Here is a 13,383-nt window from a genome sequence, read left to right on the forward strand (position 1 = left end):
GGCTAACAGGACGCGGTTCAGGGGCGGTCCGCGCCCTCGCCGTGCCGTACCGCCCAGGCGAAGTCCGTGGACTCGGGAAGGAGCCGGGAGAGGAGCATCGCCGTCGCCGCCAGCGCGAAGGCGAACACCGCCAGGACGGACACGGCCGCGGGGACGCCCCACAGGTCCCACAACCACCCGAACGACCCGGTGGTGAACGCGCTGCCGAGCAGCGTCACCACCGTCACGGCCGAGAACATGGTGTTGCGGTTGGCGTCCGTGAACATCAGCTGGCACCAGGCGCCGGACAGCACCCCGCCGAGCCCGATGAGGAACTCGGCGGCGACCAGCCCCGTCACGAGCGGCACGACCCCGTGGGCGGCCAGGACCAGCGGGAGTCCGATCCCCATGGAGAGGAGCCCGCCCCACACGTGGGGGCGGTCGTGGTGGACCCAGCGCGCGCAGGCCGCCCCGGCGGTCAGGGACACACTCATGAGCAGGAGCACCAGGCCGTTCAGCCGGACGTCCCCGCCGCCGTACTCGGCCAGCAGCATCGGTTGCCAGGACACCACGAGCAGCATGGTGGCGACCATCAGTGAGAGCGCCAGTACGACGGGCGGGAGGAAGCGCCGGGAGGCGACCAGCACGACGGACTCCAGGACGATGGCGCCGATCCGCCGGTCCGGCTGGCCCGGAGTGGTCGGGAAGCACGTGGGGGCCAGCACGCCCAGGAGGAGGACGAGCGCGCCGCCGACGGCGATCAGGGCTCCCGCCGACAGCCACGTTCCGGCCACCATCACGGAGGCGGCGCCGAGTACGGAGCCCGTGCGCGTGGAGACGGCGTGGACCCGGACGATCCTCGTGACGCGCGCGTTCCTGTCGTGCGAGCCGACCCGGTTGATCAGGATCGCGTGGAGGGTGCCGGACTTCAGCGAAGCCCCGACGTTGCCCAGGCACACGCCCACCACGGTGAACACGAGCCCGTTCGCCAGACCGAGGGTCACGAGGCCCGCTCCCCACACCAGGAGGCCCAGGGTGAGGAGGCGGCGGTGCCCGTAGCGGTCGCCGAGGGCGCCGCTGGGGGCCTCCATGAGCATGCCGATGACGTGGCCCCCGGCCAGGATGAGCCCCACGGCCCATGGTTCGGCGCCGCGCGCGATGATCACGGTGACGAAGACCGCCCCGAAGGCGAAGTCGGCGGCGGTGCCCACCAGCGTGAACACGCTCATTCGGGCGAGGAGCGGGAACCGCTCGCGCGGGGGCGGCGCGGGAGGAGGGGCCGCGGGGCCCGTGGCGGGGGGTGGGCGTGACCCGGTCTCGGGGGCGTGTTCGGAGGGGACAGGGGACATGGGCGGCCCGCTTCCGTCAGGACCCGTCCGCCGGGCCGGTGAGGATTTCGCCGACGGTAACAGGGGAGCGTCTTGTCACTCCACGTGTTTTCGCGATCCCGGTCGGTGTGGCGCCGCTTCCGGGGCGTGTTCGGAGACCCCGGCGTTCAGGCGGGTGCCGGTGCCGGGGGGCTCGCGGAAGGGTGTGCTTGGGGCGGGGTGTGCTTGCCGCGGGGTGTGGGGGAGGGCCGAGGCCGCGCCCGCGATCTCCGCCTCCGGGGCGTCGCCCGGCCCCGCCGGGACGCCCGGCGGCCCCTCCCGGATACGCTCGGCGCGACACCTGACCTTGGGAGGAACCACATGACAGCGACCGCGGTCGTCACCGGAGCCAGCAGCGGGATCGGTGCCGCCACCGCGCGCGGGCTCGCCGCCGAGGGCTACGACGTGGTCCTGGTCGCTCGTCGCGCCGACCGGATCGAGCGGCTGGCCGAGGAGATCACCGCGAGGGGGCACTCCGCGCGGGCCCACGTCCTGGACGTCACCGACCGGGCCGCGGTCGACGCGTTCGCCGGGGACCTGGGCGCCTGCGACGTCCTGGTCAACAACGCGGGCGGCGCGATCGGCACCGAGACCATCGCCACCGGTGACCCGGCCGACTGGCGGAGCATGTACGAGGTCAACGTGCTGGGCGTGCTCAACATGACCCAGGCGCTGCTGCCCGCGCTCATCGCGAGCGGGGACGGCACCGTCCTGGTCGTCTCCTCGGTGGCCGGGCACGGGGTGTACGAGGGCGGTGGCGGTTACGTGGCCGCCAAGCACGGCGCGCACACGCTCGCCGCCACCCTGCGCCTGGAACTGTGCGGGGAGCCGGTGCGGGTGCTGGAGGTGGCCCCCGGCATGGTCAAGACCGAGGAGTTCTCCCTCAACCGGCTGCGCGGGGACAGCGCCGGGGCGGAGGCCGTGTACGCGGGGGTGCCGGACCCGTTGAGCGCCGAGGACGTCGCCGACACCATCGTGTGGGCGATCACCCGGCCGCCGCACGTCAACGTCGACCTCCTGGTGGTGCGTCCGCGCGCCCAGGCCGCGCAGCACAAGGTGCACCGCGTCCGGGAGTGAACGCCGTGGGGGTGGGGCGCTCGTAGCAGGCCCGGGGTGTCGCGGTGCCCCTTCCCGTGGGTTCGGCCGCGTGATAGGTGTGATCTGGCTTACATGCCCGGGGGCGCGTGACGGCTCTCCCCGGGCGTGTGGTCCCCTGTCCCGCACGGCTAGGAGCCTGGTCTTGAGTGTGAACGCCGCCCTTCCCAGCTACGCCTCCGGTACCTCGACCACGCCCCTGCTGGGTGACACCATCGGCGCCGACCTGGCCCGCACGGTCGCCGCCCACCCCGACCGGGACGCCCTGGTGGACCGGGCCTCCGGGCTCCGGCTCACCTACCGCCGGTTCGGAGAGGAGGTCGAGCGGGTGGCGCTGGGGCTGCTCGGCCTGGGCGTGGCCAAGGGGGACCGGGTCGGCGTCTGGGCGCCCAACCGGTCCGAATGGGTCCTCGTGCAGTACGCGACGGCGCGGATCGGCGCCGTGTTGGTGAACATCAATCCCGCCTACCGCACGCACGAGCTGGAGTACGTGCTCAACCAGGCGGGCGTCCGCCTGCTCATCGCCGCGCCCTCCTTCAAGACCTCCGACTACGCGGCGATGATCGAGGAGGTGCGGGGGAGGTGTCCCGGGCTGCGCGAGGTGGTGCTCTTCGACGGCCCCGCCTGGGAGGCCCTGCTTGCCGCGGGTGACGCAGGCGACCCGGAGCGGCTGGTCCGGGTGGAGGCCGCGCTATCCCCGGACGACCCGGTCAACATCCAGTACACGTCCGGCACGACGGGTTTTCCCAAGGGCGCGACCCTCTCGCACCACAACATCCTCAACAACGGGTTCTCCGTCGGGGAGCTTCTGGGATACACGGAGGTCGACCGAATTGTCCTGCCAGTTCCCTTTTATCACTGTTTCGGCATGGTGATGGGAAACCTGGCCGCCACCAGCCACGGCGCGTGCATGGTCATCCCCGGCCCCGGATTCGACCCGGCCGCCGCTTTGGAAGCCGTCCAGGCCGAGCGCTGCACCTCGCTGTACGGCGTGCCCGCCATGTTCATCGCCGAACTCGCCCTGCCCGACTTCGACTCCTACGACCTGTCCTCGCTCCGCACCGGAATCATGGCCGGGTCGCCCTGCCCGGTCGAGGTGATGCGCCAGGTCATCGATCGGATGGGGATGCGCGAGGTGTCCATCTGCTACGGCATGACGGAGACCTCTCCGGTCAGCACCCAGACCCGTGTCGACGACTCGGTGGAGCGCCGGGTGTCCACGGTCGGCAGGGTCGGGCCGCACCTGGAGGTCAAGGTCGTCGACCCCGACTCCGGCATCACCGTCGCACGCGGGACGCCCGGTGAACTGTGCACCCGGGGCTACTCGGTGATGCTCGGCTACTGGGATCAGCCGGACAGGACGGCCGAGGTGATCGACGCCGCCCGCTGGATGCACACCGGTGACCTCGCGGTGATGGACGAGGACGGCTACGTGAGCATCACCGGCCGGATCAAGGACATGGTGATCCGAGGAGGTGAGAACATCTATCCGCGGGAGATCGAGGAGCTGCTGTACACGCACCCCGACCTGTTGGACGCGCAGGTGATCGGGGTGCCCGACCAGAGGTACGGCGAGGAGCTCATGGTGTGGGTGCGCATGCGCGGGGGTGCCGTGCCGCTCACCGCCGAGGCGCTGCGCTCGTTCTGTGAGGGCCGCATCGCGCACTTCAAGATCCCGCGCTACGTCCACGTGGTGGACGAGTTCCCGATGACGGTCACCGGCAAGGTCCGCAAGGTGCGTATGCGCGAGGAGGCCGTCCGCCTGATGCGCGACGGGCTGCTCTGAGGCGGGTCGGTTTGCTACGGGCCGGTCTGCTACGGGCTGGTTGATACGGGCCGGTCTGAGGCGCGGGGCGGGCGGTCGCGCCACCCGCCCCGCCCCGGTTACCTCGGGTCGAGTTCCTTGCCGAGCATCTGGGCCAGCGTGTCCAGGGCCTCGTCCGAGTTCTCGTCCTCGCAGGTCAGCGTGACGGTCTCGCCGTGTGAGGCCCCCATCGCCATCACCGCGAGCACGCTGCGGGCGTCCACCGGTTTGTGGTCCGCGCGGGACACGGTGACGGGCAGGCCGGTCTCGTTGACCGCCTGGACGAAGAGGGTCGCGGGCCGGGCGTGCAGGCCGAGGAGGGAGCCGATGACTACGGTGCGCTCGGGCATGTCAGTCCTTGGAGGGTGTCGGGCGGGGCCGGGGTGTCCGGTCCCGGTCACGGCGGGCGGTGGCTGTGGAACGGGCGGTCACGACGGTGCGATCCGCCATCCGGGGTCGGGCTCGGTCGCCGCACTCACACCGTCGGTGGCGACGTCGTCGGGCTGGGGCACCGTCGTTCCGGGGAGCGCGACGGCCGCCGTCCCCCAGGCCACGGCCTGACGGAGGCGCTCGGGCGGGGGGCCCTCTCCGGCGAGGAACCCCGCGAGCGCGCTGTCACCCGCGCCCACGGTACTCCGGGTCCGTACCCGGGGGCCGCGCGCCCAACGCGCGTCCCGTTCGGTGACGAGCAGCGCGCCGTGGCCCCCGAGGGTGACCAGAACGGACTCGTTTCCCCAGGCGAGGACCTCGCGTGCCGCCTCGGTGACGTCGCCGAGGGTCGGCAGGTCGCGGTCCACCAGGGCGGCGAGCTCCTCGTGGTTGGGTTTGAGCAGGGAGACCGACCCGGCCTTGGCGGCCGTGGCCAGGGACGGACCGGAGGTGTCCAGGGCCAGGGGCACCCCGTGGGCGGCGGCGAGTCCGGCGACCCTGACGTAGAGGTCGTCGGGGATTCCGGCGGGCAGGCTGCCGCTGGCCACCACCCAGTCGGGGGAGCGGCCCAGCTCCTCGTCCAGGGCGCCGAGCAGGGCCTCGATCTCCTCGGGGGCGAGGGCGGGGCCCGCGGCGTTGAGCTTGGTGGTGGTGCCGTCCGCCTCGGTGACGGTGACGTTCGCCCGGGTCTCCCCGCCGATGGGCACGGTGACGCGGGGCAGGTCACCGAGCAGGGCGACGAGTTCGGCCCCGCCGCCGCCGCCGATCGGGAGGACGGCCCGGGTGTCGATCCCGGCCCCGGCCAGGGCCCGTGAGACGTTGACGCCCTTCCCGCCCGCCTGGGAGCGGGTGGCGCGCACGCGCAGGACCTCGCCTCGGACGAGGCGGTCGACCTCAAGGGTGTGGTCGACGCTCGGGTTCGGGGTGAGGGTCAGGATCATGGGTGCTCTCTTCGAGGGGTGTGACGCGCCCGGTCCGGGGGCCTTCGGGGTGGAGGGCGCGCCCGAGGAGGTGGGTCCCGCTGTGGTGTGTCTCCATCGCTGGTGTGGTTCTGTCTTTGATTATGTGTGTTTGTCTGTGTGTGTCAATGGTGTGACGCGGATCGGATGACGGTGTCCGACCGTCTCCGGGGCCCCTCCGGGGGTCGTGGCGTCCTGGTCACGGCGGTGAGGGGTCGGATGATCCCGCCGTGGGCCTCCTGTCATCGTTGCTGGGATATTGGGAGTGGTTGCCCCTTGTGTGTCCCAAGCAACACCATTAAACTCACCGAAAACCACACCGAAACACAGGTGATCCAACATGTACGCGGAAGAACGCCAGAAGGTGATCCTCGAACGCGCCCGCCACGACGGCCGGGTCGACGTCACGGGGCTCGCCTCGGAGTTCGACGTCACCTACGAGACCGTGCGCCGCGACCTCACCGCCCTCGAACGGCACGGGGTCCTGCGCAGGGTCCACGGCGGCGCGATCCCCGTCGAGCGGCTGGGCTTCGAGCCCGCGCTCACTGTGCGCGACTCCGTCATGACCCAGGAGAAGGAGCGGATCGCCAAGGCAGCCCTCGCCGAACTCCCCGACGAGGGCGCCATCCTCCTGGACGCGGGATCGACCACCGGGCGCCTGGCCGAACAGCTGCCCACGGACCGCGAGCTCACCGTCGTCACCAACTCCCTCTCAATAGCCCTCACCCTCACCCCGCGAACCAACGTCAACCTCATGCTCCTCGGCGGCCGCCTGCGCACCAGGACCCAGGCCAGTGTCGAGTCCTGGGCCCTGCGGGCCATCGCCGAGTGCTACGTGGACGTGGCGTTCATGGCCACCAACGGTGTGTCCGTCGAACGCGGTCTGACCACCCCCGACCCGGCCGAGGCCGAGGTCAAACGGGCCATGATCGCCTCCTCACGGCGCGCCGTGCTCCTCGCCGACCACACCAAGGTCGGCAACGACCACTTCGCCCGCTTCGCCGCAGTCGAGGACCTCGACCTGGTCATCACCGACAACGGCCTCGCCGACGGACTCGCGGACGAAATGGAGACGGCCGGCCCCACCGTCCGCGCCGTCTGACCACCCACCCCACAGCCATCCTTCCCGGCCGAGGCTGAACGCCCGCCGGACCTCCCAGGAGGTTCCCCCATGTCCACCCAGCAAGGCAGACTCGTCTCCGTGCGCTCGGGAGTCCAGCGCTTCGGCGGCTTCCTGGCGAGCATGGTGATGCCCAACATCGGCGCGTTCATCGCCTGGGGCCTCATCACCGCGCTGTTCATCCCCGACGGCTGGTGGCCCAACGAGCACATGGCCCAGCTCGTCGACCCGATGATCGGCTTCCTGCTGCCGCTGCTGATCGGGTACACCGGCGGGCACCTCATCTACGACAAGCGCGGCGGTGTGGTCGGCGCCATCGCCACCGTCGGTGTGATCGTCTCCGCCGACATCCCGATGTTCCTCGGCGCGATGGTGGCCGGTCCGCTCGCCGCGTACCTGATGAAGCAGTTCGACAAGGTCGTCCAGCCCCGCACCCCCAGCGGCTTCGAGATGCTGGTCAACAACTTCAGCGCGGGCATCCTCGGCGGTCTCATGGCCATCGCCGGGCTGTTCGCCATCGGACCGGTCGTCACCTTCATCGCCGCGTGGCTCGGTCGGGGCGTGCAGTTCCTCATCGACCTGTCGCTCCTGCCGCTGGTCTCGATCATCATCGAGCCCGCCAAGGTCCTGTTCCTCAACAACGCCATCAACCACGGCGTCCTCGGACCCCTCGGGGTCATCCGCTCCGAGGAACACGGCAAGGCCATCGAGTTCCTCATCGAGACCAGCCCCGGCCCCGGCCTGGGCATCCTCCTGGCCTGCCTGCTGTTCGGCCCCAAGCTGAGCAGGGCCACCGCCCCCGGCGCGATCATCATCCACTTCTTCGGCGGCATCCACGAGATCTACTTCCCGTACATCCTCGCCCAGCCGAAGCTCATCCTCGCGGCGATCGCCGGCGGCATGTCCGGCATCACCGTGTTCCTCCTCTTCGACGTCGGCCTGGTCGCCACCCCGGCGCCCGGCAGCATCTTCGCCCTCCTCGCGGTCACCCCGCGCGGTGACCACCTCGGAGTGCTGGCCGGGGTCGTGGTCGGCACCCTCGTGTCGTTCGTCGTCGCCTCCCTGCTCCTCGGCTTCGGCCGGGCCGAGCGCAGGGCCGAACGCGAGGCGGCCCAGGCCGAACAGGTCAGCTAGGGCGCGGTTCCCGGATCGTCGCACACGGGCGACGCCAGCGCGCGACGATCCGTGGAACGGCCCCCACACCCCACCAACAGAACCGGAGCACCGTTCATGGCCACCATCGAAGGTTCGGACATCAAGAAGGTCGTCGTCGCCTGCGACGCCGGGATGGGCAGCAGCGTCCTGCTCACCTCGCAGCTCAAGAAGAGCCTGTCCCCCTACGGCGTCAACGTCGAGCACTCGCCGGTCGACCGCATCCCCGAGGACGCCGACCTGGTCCTGTGTCACACCGGCCTGGTCGACCGGGCCCGCCACCGCGCCACCGACACCGTGGTCGTCGGCTTCCAGATGTTCCTGGGCGACCCCGCCTTCGCCCGCGTCGAGGCGGCCATCCGGGACGGTGGCACCCTTGGCGACTGACCTCTCCCTCAGCGCCGACGCCGTGCGCCTGGGCGCCACCGCCCGGGACCGGGCCGACGCCATCGACCAGTGCGGGGCGCTCCTCGTGGAGCTCGGCGCCGTCGAACCCGGTTACGTGCCCGCCATGCACGAGCGGGAGGCCTCCATCCCCACCTTCGTGGGCGAGGGCGTGGCCATCCCGCACGGCACCGACGCCTCCCGCAGCATGGTGAAGCGGACCGCCCTCGCGGTGATCCAGTTCCCCGAGGGGGTCGACTGGGGCGGGCCCACCGTGCACGTCGCCATCGGCATCGCGGCCTCCGGCAGCGAACACCTCCAGGTCCTGTCCTCGCTCGCCGGGGTCCTCACCGACCCCGACCGCGCGGCGCGCCTGCGCGCGGCCACCGGCGTCGACGACGTCCTGGAGCTCCTCGCCGCGGACTGACCCCGCGGCACCCGACCCACGCACCACCGGCCGGGGCGGAGAACCCCGCCCCGGCCCAGCCCCACCAGAAAGGCCCGAACATGCTCGTCGCCCGCTTCTACGCCCCCGGTGACATCCGTCTGGAGCAGGCTCCCGAGCCCACCCCCGGACCGGGACAGCTCAAGATCGCCGTCGTCAACTGCTCCACCTGCGGCACCGACGTGAAGATCTCCAAGCACGGCCACCACCACATCCGCCCGCCCCGGGTGATCGGCCACGAGATCGCGGGCCGGATTGTCGAGGTCGGCGAGGGCGTCGACGGCTGGTCCGAGGGCGACCGGGTCCAGGTCATCGCTGCCATCCCCTGCGGCACCTGCGCGGAGTGCTCCGACGGCCGGTTCACGGTCTGCTCCAACCAGGAGTCCATGGGCTACCACTACGACGGCGGCTTCGCCGAGTACATGATCATCCCCGAGGCCGTCCTCGCGGTCGACGGCGTCAACCGCGTGCCCGACAACGTCGACCTCGCCGAGGCCTCCGTGGCCGAGCCGCTGGCCTGCGTCCTCAACGGCCAGGAGATCGCCGGGGTCGGCGAGGGAGACACGGTCGTGGTCATGGGCGCCGGCCCCATCGGCTGCCTGCACGTGCGGCTCGCCCGGGCCAAGGGCGCCGCCAAGGTGTTCCTGGTGGACCTCAACCGGGGCCGCCTGGACATGTCCGCCGCGCTCGTGGAGCCGGACGCCGCGATCTGCGGCGAGGAGACCGACGCGGTCGCCGAGGTGCTCCGCCTGACCGACGGTCGCGGCGCCGACCTGATCATCACCGCCGCCGCCTCCGGCAGGGCCCAGGAGGACGCCCTCCAGATGGCGGCGCGCAGCGGGCGGATCAGCTTCTTCGGTGGGCTGCCCAAGGACGCCCCGGTGATCCAGCTGGACGCGAACGTCGTGCACTACAAGGAGATCTCGATCTTCGGTGCCAACGGCTCCAGCCCCGAGCACAACAAGCGCGCCCTCGAACTGATCTCGTCCGGGGCCGTCCCGGTCGCGGACCTCATCACCGAGCGGATGCCGCTGTCCGACGTGCACAAGGCGATCGAGACCGTGGCCTCGGGCACCGCCGTCAAGGTGACCATCGAGCCCTGACGGTTGTCCACAGATCCCGGAATCGCCCTGGCGCGACAGCGCGTTTCCGGGTTCCCTAGTACCCAACAGACCACCCCCCACAGGAGAGCACGCATGGAGCAGACGAACCCCGCCCGGGTACTGGAAGGCATCGCGGCGGGCCCGGGTGGGGCCGTCGCTCCGGTGGCCAGGATGGCGGCGCCGCCGTCCCTGCCCGACCGCGAACCCGAGGTCGCCGACACCGAGGCCGAGAAGGAGACGGCGCGGAGCGCTCTGGAGGGCGTGGCCGCCGACCTCGAGGCCCGGGCCGCCTCGCTCGACGGCGAGGCCGCCGCAGTGCTCAACGCCCAGGCGCTGATGGCCCGCGACCCGGAGCTGTCGCGCCAGATCGAGGAGGCCATCTCCGCGGACCGGGCGGCGGCCTGGGCGGTGTGGGAGGCCTGCGGCCGCTACCAGGACCTGCTCCTGGCGGCCGGGGGGTACCTGGCCGAACGGGCCGCCGACCTGGCCGACATCCGGGACCGCGCCATCGCCGCGCTCCTGGGCCTGCCCATGCCCGGGCTGCCCGACCCCGGCCACGCGCACGTGCTGGTGGCCGAGGACCTGGCCCCGGCGGACACCGTCCGCCTCGACACCAGCCGGGTGAAGGCCATCGTCACCCGGCTGGGCGGTCCCACCAGCCACACCGTCATCCTCGCCCGCTCCCTGGGCCTGCCCGCCGTCGTGGGCTGCCCCGGGGCCGACGAACTGACCGACGGCACCACCGTCGCGGTCGACGGCGACGCGGGGACCGTCGAGGTCGACCCGGCCCCCGAGGTGGCCGAGCGGGTCCGCGCCCGGGCCGAACGTCGCCGCGCCGTGCTGGCCGAGAGCTCCGGACCGGGCCGGACCCGGGACGGCGTTCCCGTGTCCCTCCTGCTCAACGCGGGCGAGGGGGACCCGGAGGAGGCCGCCGCGCACGACAGCGAGGGCATCGGCCTGCTGCGCACCGAGTTCCTCTTCCTCGACCGGGCCGACCCGCCCACCGTCGCCGAGCAGACCGAGGCCTACACCCGGCTGTTCCGGGCCTTCAAGGACCGCACCGTCACCGTGCGCACCCTGGACGCGGGCTCGGACAAGCCGCTGGCCTTCGCCGCGACCGGCGAGGAGGACAACCCCGCCCTCGGTGTTCGGGGCTTTCGCACCTCGCGGGTCCACCCGGACCTGCTGGCCGACCAGCTCACCGCCATCGCCGCCGCCACACGCGCCTGCGAGGACACCCGGGTGCGGGTCATGGCGCCCATGGTGTCGACAGCCGCCGAAGCGGGGGAGTTCGCGGCCCTCGCCCGCGCCGCCGGAATCACCGAGGTCGGCGTCATGATCGAGGTGCCCGCCGCGGCCCTGCTCGCGGACCGCCTCCTGTCCCACGTGGACTTCGTGTCCATCGGCACCAACGACCTCGCGCAGTACACGATGGCGGCCGACCGCACCCTGGGCGCGCTCCCCGACCTGCTCGACCCCTGGCAGCCAGCGCTGCTCGCCCTGATCCAGCGGGTGGGCGACGCGGGCCGGGGCCGCTCGGTCGGCGTGTGCGGCGAGGCCGCGGCGGACCCCCTGCTCGCCCTGGTGCTCGTCGGTCTCGGGGTCACCAGCCTGTCGACGGCTCCCCCCGCCCTGCCCGCGGTGCGCTACGCCCTGGCCCGCCACACCGAGGAGGAGTGCCGGGCCCTGGCCAGCGTGGCGCTCGACGCTCCCGGCCCCGCCCGCGAGGCCGTCAGAAGGGCCGCCCACCCGGAGGTCACCGACCTCTGACCGCGGACGGGTCGGGGGCCGGAGAGGACGGTGCCCGGACCCCTGAGCCACCGACGAGGCCCCAGTTCGATGTCTGGGGCCTCGTCGCGTTCCAGCTCCCGGTGCGGTCCCCGGCGAGGAGCCTTCTGGGCGCTGACCTGCGCCGTCATCGGGTGCCGCCAGTGGTGGCCGGGGTTGGGAGGGTGAACTCGGCCCAGATGACCGTGCCCAGCCCCTGGCAGAAGGGGAAGTCCAGCACCGGCCGGGGCCCCAGCGGGACGAGAGGTGGCCGACCATGAGCACACTCCCTCCGCGTTCGGCCTGCTCCGAGTCCTGTCGGATGCGATCGTGTACCTGGAGGCCCGGCGCGATGGTCTCTACCTTGAGGACCCGGAGCAGGTCATTGACTACCGCGATGTTCTCGACCTTCTCCAGGGCGCGGCTCTGTCTCCAGCTGAGTCCGTGCAACACCTAACCCGACTCATCGACTAGGACACCGCACGTGCACCTGACCCAAGACCTGGAGTTCCGTAAGTCGTCGTACAGTTCTACTGCTCAGGAGTGTGTCGAGGTCGCTGACGTGCCCGGTGTGTCGGCTGTCCGGGACACCCAGCACCGCGATCTGGGAGCGTTGGCGTTCCCCTCCTCGGAGTGGCAGGCGCTGATCGACACGGCCCGTCTGGAGGCGTAACGCCCCGGGAAGCAAACAGGCCCTCCGCTCTGACGGGTGGGGGGCCTGTTGCACCTGAATGCCCTGTTGCAGGGTGTCCGTCGTCGTACGCGCCAAACGCTCCTCGTGATGCGCCAGCCTCGGCTCCTGGGGACGTGTTCCTCTGAGCATGAGTCCCAGGTGTGGGAAGGACCGAGCGCGTCAGCCTGTGCCCCACCCCGGCAGGGGCTGTACTCATGCACCCCCCCATGCCAACGAACTCGCCTTCCGCAAGAGCAGCTACAGCAATCAGGCGCAGAACTGCGTGGTGGTCGCCGACCTCACTCTCTATTTCTTCTGGAGTCGCCTTGAGCGCACGAAGAATCCGTTCAACATCGATGGAAGAGGGAACCAGTTTACCTGTCTCTATCTTCGAGACCTTACCCTGACTCATCCCGAAGATGGAGGCGAGCCGCTCTCCGGTGGGGTCGGTCTTTTTGCGCACGCGACGAAGCACCTCGGGTGGCTCCGCTCGGCACCTTCGATGTTCTCTGGTTCCAGCATTAGTTGGGCGTAGTCGCTGAAGGCGTCGAAGAACTCCCACCAGGCGTCACCTTCCAAGCGCACGGGCAGCCTCTGCGCCGGTCAGGGTTCCCCGAAATAGGGTGGTGGTCATCGGTCCCGTTGGACCTTGCCCGACGGTCGGGTCCTTGGGTGGGACTCCACGCATGGCACGATGGGAAGGTGGGTCAGTGGTCAGAGGAACGCCAAGCGCATGGGTGAGTTCAGGCCGGATTCGGGACGTCGGATTCCTGGGCAAACAAGCAATTCGATTCAATATCGCACGCTGGGAGGGTGTTGATGGTCGAGTGGATGCTGGATGAATTCGATCGCGATTCGGGTCGTTTCATCGGGAGCTACCGGCTTTCCGGGTTATCGGACGCGGACGCGGGGTCTCTACTGGGTGTGGATGAGGTGCGGATCGGGCTCGTCTACGACATTCCCGAGACTTCTCTGGCCGAGATCTCGGCTCGATTCGGTCTGATGGTGTATCCGGAGCATCGAGAATACTTGCTGGGGACGGGAGACTCTGGATCTGCGTGAATCAGTAGGCCGGTGGAACGCGCCATCGCAGCATCGGTCCAGGG

At 71.0% G+C, this 13,383-nt stretch carries 14 protein-coding genes and 2 pseudogenes; 12 read left to right on the forward strand and 4 right to left on the reverse strand.

Translation table 11 applies throughout. From position 1 onward, the window contains the following. Nucleotides 1–17 precede the first annotated feature (17 nt). A complete protein-coding gene (locus tag ABZ635_RS00865; protein ID WP_357756828.1) occupies nt 18–1,208 on the reverse strand; it encodes an MFS transporter in 1,191 nt (396 codons plus the stop codon). 459 nt (nt 1,209–1,667) lie between these two features. Here ABZ635_RS00865 and ABZ635_RS00870 point away from each other — a divergent pair, with 459 nt between their 5' ends. Continuing rightward, on the forward strand, nt 1,668–2,423 hold the full coding sequence (locus ABZ635_RS00870) for an SDR family oxidoreductase (protein ID WP_357756830.1): 756 nt from the start codon (nt 1,668–1,670) through the stop codon (nt 2,421–2,423). Between the two features lie 163 nt (nt 2,424–2,586). Beyond that, nucleotides 2,587–4,227: an AMP-binding protein gene (locus ABZ635_RS00875; protein ID WP_357756832.1), complete on the forward strand. Its 1,641-nt coding sequence runs from the start codon at nt 2,587–2,589 to the stop codon at nt 4,225–4,227. 98 nt (nt 4,228–4,325) lie between these two features. Here ABZ635_RS00875 and ABZ635_RS00880 read toward each other — a convergent pair whose 3' ends face one another. Both ABZ635_RS00880 and pfkB read right to left on the reverse strand, forming a co-directional pair. Further along, nucleotides 4,326–4,595, reverse strand: coding sequence for an HPr family phosphocarrier protein (locus ABZ635_RS00880; RefSeq protein WP_357756835.1), 270 nt, complete (start codon nt 4,593–4,595; stop codon nt 4,326–4,328). A gap of 78 nt (nt 4,596–4,673) precedes the next feature. Beyond that, the gene (gene pfkB / locus ABZ635_RS00885; protein ID WP_357756838.1) at nt 4,674–5,615 is read right to left on the reverse strand and encodes a 1-phosphofructokinase; all 942 of its coding nucleotides are present in this window, start codon (nt 5,613–5,615) and stop codon (nt 4,674–4,676) included. 358 nt (nt 5,616–5,973) lie between these two features. On the opposite strand from pfkB, the gene ABZ635_RS00890 reads away from it, so the two are divergent. The 8 genes from ABZ635_RS00890 to ABZ635_RS00925 all read left to right on the forward strand — a co-directional run bounded on the left by ABZ635_RS00890 (nt 5,974) and on the right by ABZ635_RS00925 (nt 12,277). Then, nucleotides 5,974–6,735 (forward strand): DeoR/GlpR family DNA-binding transcription regulator, encoded by a 762-nt coding sequence (locus ABZ635_RS00890; protein ID WP_357756841.1) that lies wholly within the window; start codon nt 5,974–5,976, stop codon nt 6,733–6,735. A 69-nt stretch (nt 6,736–6,804) separates the two neighbouring features. Further along, on the forward strand, nt 6,805–7,887 hold the full coding sequence (locus tag ABZ635_RS00895) for a PTS mannitol transporter subunit IICB (protein ID WP_357756843.1): 1,083 nt from the start codon (nt 6,805–6,807) through the stop codon (nt 7,885–7,887). A 96-nt stretch (nt 7,888–7,983) separates the two neighbouring features. Then, nucleotides 7,984–8,292 (forward strand): PTS lactose transporter subunit IIB, encoded by a 309-nt coding sequence (locus ABZ635_RS00900; RefSeq protein WP_357756846.1) that lies wholly within the window; start codon nt 7,984–7,986, stop codon nt 8,290–8,292. Then, nucleotides 8,282–8,716, forward strand: coding sequence for a PTS sugar transporter subunit IIA (locus tag ABZ635_RS00905; protein WP_357756849.1), 435 nt, complete (start codon nt 8,282–8,284; stop codon nt 8,714–8,716). Before ABZ635_RS00900 ends, ABZ635_RS00905 begins: the two co-directional genes overlap by 11 nt. A gap of 80 nt (nt 8,717–8,796) precedes the next feature. Further along, entirely contained in the window at nt 8,797–9,837 is a 1,041-nt protein-coding gene (locus tag ABZ635_RS00910; RefSeq protein WP_357756851.1) for a zinc-dependent dehydrogenase, read from the forward strand. 93 nt (nt 9,838–9,930) lie between these two features. Next, a complete protein-coding gene (ptsP, locus tag ABZ635_RS00915) occupies nt 9,931–11,607 on the forward strand; it encodes a phosphoenolpyruvate--protein phosphotransferase (protein ID WP_357756854.1) in 1,677 nt (558 codons plus the stop codon). A 264-nt stretch (nt 11,608–11,871) separates the two neighbouring features. Next, nucleotides 11,872–12,078: a Scr1 family TA system antitoxin-like transcriptional regulator gene (locus tag ABZ635_RS00920; protein ID WP_357756857.1), complete on the forward strand. Its 207-nt coding sequence runs from the start codon at nt 11,872–11,874 to the stop codon at nt 12,076–12,078. Between the two features lie 10 nt (nt 12,079–12,088). Beyond that, the gene (locus ABZ635_RS00925) at nt 12,089–12,277 is read left to right on the forward strand and encodes a DUF397 domain-containing protein (protein WP_357756860.1); all 189 of its coding nucleotides are present in this window, start codon (nt 12,089–12,091) and stop codon (nt 12,275–12,277) included. Nucleotides 12,278–12,641: 364 nt separating this feature from the next. Here the strand turns inward: ABZ635_RS00925 and ABZ635_RS00930 are convergent. After that, nucleotides 12,642–12,839, reverse strand: a pseudogene (locus tag ABZ635_RS00930) (hypothetical protein); the annotation flags it as partial. A 72-nt stretch (nt 12,840–12,911) separates the two neighbouring features. Here ABZ635_RS00930 and ABZ635_RS00935 point away from each other — a divergent pair. Next, nucleotides 12,912–13,097 (forward strand): annotated as a pseudogene (locus ABZ635_RS00935) (colicin E3/pyocin S6 family cytotoxin); the annotation flags it as partial. After that, nucleotides 13,091–13,339: a hypothetical protein gene (locus ABZ635_RS00940; protein ID WP_357756863.1), complete on the forward strand. Its 249-nt coding sequence runs from the start codon at nt 13,091–13,093 to the stop codon at nt 13,337–13,339. The pseudogene ABZ635_RS00935 and the gene ABZ635_RS00940, both read left to right, overlap by 7 nt. The last annotated feature ends 44 nt before the right edge of the window (nt 13,340–13,383 follow it).

The organism is Nocardiopsis sp. NPDC007018 (assembly GCF_040635075.1).
GTDB lineage: Bacteria > Actinomycetota > Actinomycetes > Streptosporangiales > Streptosporangiaceae > Nocardiopsis.

What these genes read in the sequence shown, in the direction of transcription:
- ABZ635_RS00865 (WP_357756828.1), bottom strand. Translation starts at nt 1,208, where the DNA reads ATGAGCGTGTTCACGCTGGTGGGCACCGCCGCCGACTTCGCCTTCGGG.
- ABZ635_RS00870 (WP_357756830.1), top strand. Translation starts at nt 1,668, where the DNA reads ATGACAGCGACCGCGGTCGTCACCGGAGCCAGCAGCGGGATCGGTGCC.
- ABZ635_RS00880 (WP_357756835.1), bottom strand. Translation starts at nt 4,595, where the DNA reads ATGCCCGAGCGCACCGTAGTCATCGGCTCCCTCCTCGGCCTGCACGCC.
- pfkB (WP_357756838.1), bottom strand. Translation starts at nt 5,615, where the DNA reads ATGATCCTGACCCTCACCCCGAACCCGAGCGTCGACCACACCCTTGAG.
- ABZ635_RS00890 (WP_357756841.1), top strand. Translation starts at nt 5,974, where the DNA reads ATGTACGCGGAAGAACGCCAGAAGGTGATCCTCGAACGCGCCCGCCAC.
- ABZ635_RS00895 (WP_357756843.1), top strand. Translation starts at nt 6,805, where the DNA reads ATGTCCACCCAGCAAGGCAGACTCGTCTCCGTGCGCTCGGGAGTCCAG.
- ABZ635_RS00900 (WP_357756846.1), top strand. Translation starts at nt 7,984, where the DNA reads ATGGCCACCATCGAAGGTTCGGACATCAAGAAGGTCGTCGTCGCCTGC.
- ABZ635_RS00910 (WP_357756851.1), top strand. Translation starts at nt 8,797, where the DNA reads ATGCTCGTCGCCCGCTTCTACGCCCCCGGTGACATCCGTCTGGAGCAG.
- ptsP (WP_357756854.1), top strand. Translation starts at nt 9,931, where the DNA reads ATGGAGCAGACGAACCCCGCCCGGGTACTGGAAGGCATCGCGGCGGGC.